The sequence below is a fragment of the Fructobacillus ficulneus genome, assembly GCF_001047075.2.
In the GTDB taxonomy this organism is placed as follows: Bacteria; Bacillota; Bacilli; order Lactobacillales; family Lactobacillaceae; genus Fructobacillus; species Fructobacillus ficulneus.
The window spans coordinates 46392-48871 of sequence record NZ_DF968001.1 but is presented as its reverse complement, the minus strand read 5'-3'; the positions used below and the strand labels follow the sequence as shown (position 1 = coordinate 48871).

2 protein-coding genes are annotated in these 2480 nt (G+C 49.4%); both read left to right on the top strand.

Annotated features, from left to right (window positions below; translation table 11 throughout):
• Positions 1 to 131: 131 nt before the first annotated feature.
• Positions 132 to 1181: a phenylalanine--tRNA ligase subunit alpha gene (pheS, locus tag AOQ29_RS03565; RefSeq protein WP_061993165.1), complete on the top strand. Its 1050-nt coding sequence runs from the start codon at positions 132 to 134 to the stop codon at positions 1179 to 1181.
• A gap of 2 nt (positions 1182 to 1183) precedes the next feature.
• The coding region (locus AOQ29_RS07945; RefSeq protein WP_275936575.1) for a phenylalanine--tRNA ligase beta subunit-related protein at positions 1184 to 2480 on the top strand (1297 nt) is incomplete at its 3' end.

Below are 2480 nucleotides of genomic sequence, written 5' to 3'. Positions count from 1 at the left end.
CGGCAGCCGCCGATACCGGCTTTAAGTGCTAGCAATTGCTAGAACCTGGGTGGTACCGCGGAAGTTCTCTTACGTCCCTTGTGTTGATAACAACACGAGGGGCTTTTTTATTGGGAAAAAGAGGAAGATAGATGACATTAGTTGATGATTTACAAGCATTGGCCAAGCAAGCGCAAGCTGACTTGGACCAACCAGATGTTGATTTGGAAAAAGTGCGCCTGGCGTACTTAGGGAAAAAGGGGCAAGTGACGACTGCCTTGAAGTCGATGAAGGACTTGTCGGTTGACGAAAAGAAGGCCGTTGGTCAGGTCGGAAACCAGGTCCGTCAAGCCATCCAAGCCAGTTTGGATGAAAAGAAGGCAGCCCAAGCCAAGGCCGAAATGGACGCCTTGCTGGCAGCCGAAACCTTGGATGTCACCTTACCAGGGAACAAGCCAGCCATAGGAACCCGTCATGTCTTGCAACAAATCATGGATGAAATTGAAGGGCATTTTTTGGGCTTAGGTTACCAAGTGATTGATGACCCAACCGATTCACCCGAAGTTGAAACCGATGAATATAACTTTGAACGGGAAAACTTACCTAAGGACCACCCGGCCCGCGATATGCAGGATACTTTCTATATCACGCCGGAAATTTTGTTGCGTACGCAGACATCACCCGTGCAATCACGGGCCTTGGAGAAGCACGACTTTTCAAAGGGACCTTTGAAGATGATTGCTCCGGGAAAGGTTTACCGTCGCGATACCGATGATGCCACTCATTCGCACCAATTCCACCAAGTCGAAGGTTTGGTAGTTGGAAAGAACATTACCATGGCGGACTTGAAGGGAACCTTGCTATCAATCATGCAAGAACTCTTTGGTGAAAAGCACCAAATCCGCTTGCGTCCCTCATATTTCCCATTTACGGAACCATCAGTTGAAGTCGATGTTTCCTGGGATGAGGTGACGGAAGATACCAAGCCGGAAGATATCCGTTGGATTGAAGTTCTGGGAGCGGGGATGACCCACCCGAACGTCTTGAAGATGGACGGGGTTGACCCGGAAGAATACTCAGCCTTTGCCTTCGGCTTGGGACCAGATCGGTTTGCCATGCTCAAGTATGGCGTTGAAGACATTCGTCAGTTCTATTTAAACGATGTCCGGTTCTTAGAACAATTTAACAAGCGGGGAAATTAACCATGAAAACAAACTTAAAGTGGCTTAACCACTACTTACAACCGGGTCTTGATTTGTCACCGGCAGCAGTCTCAAAGTTAGCCCAACAAATCGAAAAGACCAGTGTTGAATTGGAAGACGCCGACCGCTTGGTGCAAAAGCAAAGCGGGTTAGTGGTTGTCCGAGTTGACTCAGTCAAGGTTCACCCCGATTCAGACCACATGGTCATCACCGAAGTCTTCGACGGTCAAGAAAAAATTCAAATCGTGACCGGAGCGCCTAACGTGGCCGAAGGCCAATTAGTTATCTTAGCTCGGGTTGGTGCCCAAATCGTTGACCGCCAGTCCGGCGACTTAGTAACGATTAACGAAGCCAACTTGCGTGGGGAAATTTCTTACGGAATGTTGGTAGCCTTGCAAGAAATCGGTTTGCCAGATGCGGTGGCGCCACAAGAATTTGAAGTCGGAATCCACGTCTTTGGTGCCGATGATGGTGTTAAGCCTGGGGATGATGCCATGGCCGTCCTCGGTTTGTCTGATCCAGTGATTGATACGGATTTGACGCCGAACCGGGCCGACTTGTTGTCGATGATGGGGATGGCCTATGAATTGGCCGCTATGACGGAACAAAGTGTTGTTGGGCCAAAGACAGCGGTTTTGAGTGACCAAGCTAAGTCGAATGCTGTAGTCACGGTTGTTGGGGATGACAAGTTGGCAACTGGTTACGGTGTCCGTGTTCTTGAACAAGGGACAGCCGGTCAATCACCACTCTGGCTTCAAGCTCGGTTGTGGAATGCTGGTTTTAAGCCGGTCAACACTATTGTTGATTCGATTAACTACTGGATTTTGTTGACGGGACAACCTTTGCAAGCCTATGACTTGGACAAGGTCCAAGGAACCAAGATTGAAGTTCGTTTGGCCCAAGAAGGTGAAGTCTTGCCACAAGTCGAAGGGGACCCAATTGCCCTCCGAGCTGGTCAAGATATCGTCGTGGCCGCTGGTCAACAAATCCTTTCTTTGGCTGGAATTGAAATTAACCCTGAAGTCGCTGTGACGACTACCACTGAACGAGTGGTGGTAGAAGCAGGCCAGTTTAACCCAAGCATGATCCGTCAAGCTACCCGCCGTCATACCTTGCGGTCAGAATCATCATTCCGCTTCGAACGCGGCATTGACTTGGACCAAACTTTGGAAGTTTTGGACCAGGTTACGGCCCAAGTTTCATACTTGGCCCAAGCTAAGATTGTTGCTGGAGTAAGCAGGTTTGGCTTTGACTACCGAGCACCGAAGACAATCGAGATCACTGCTGATCGGATTAACC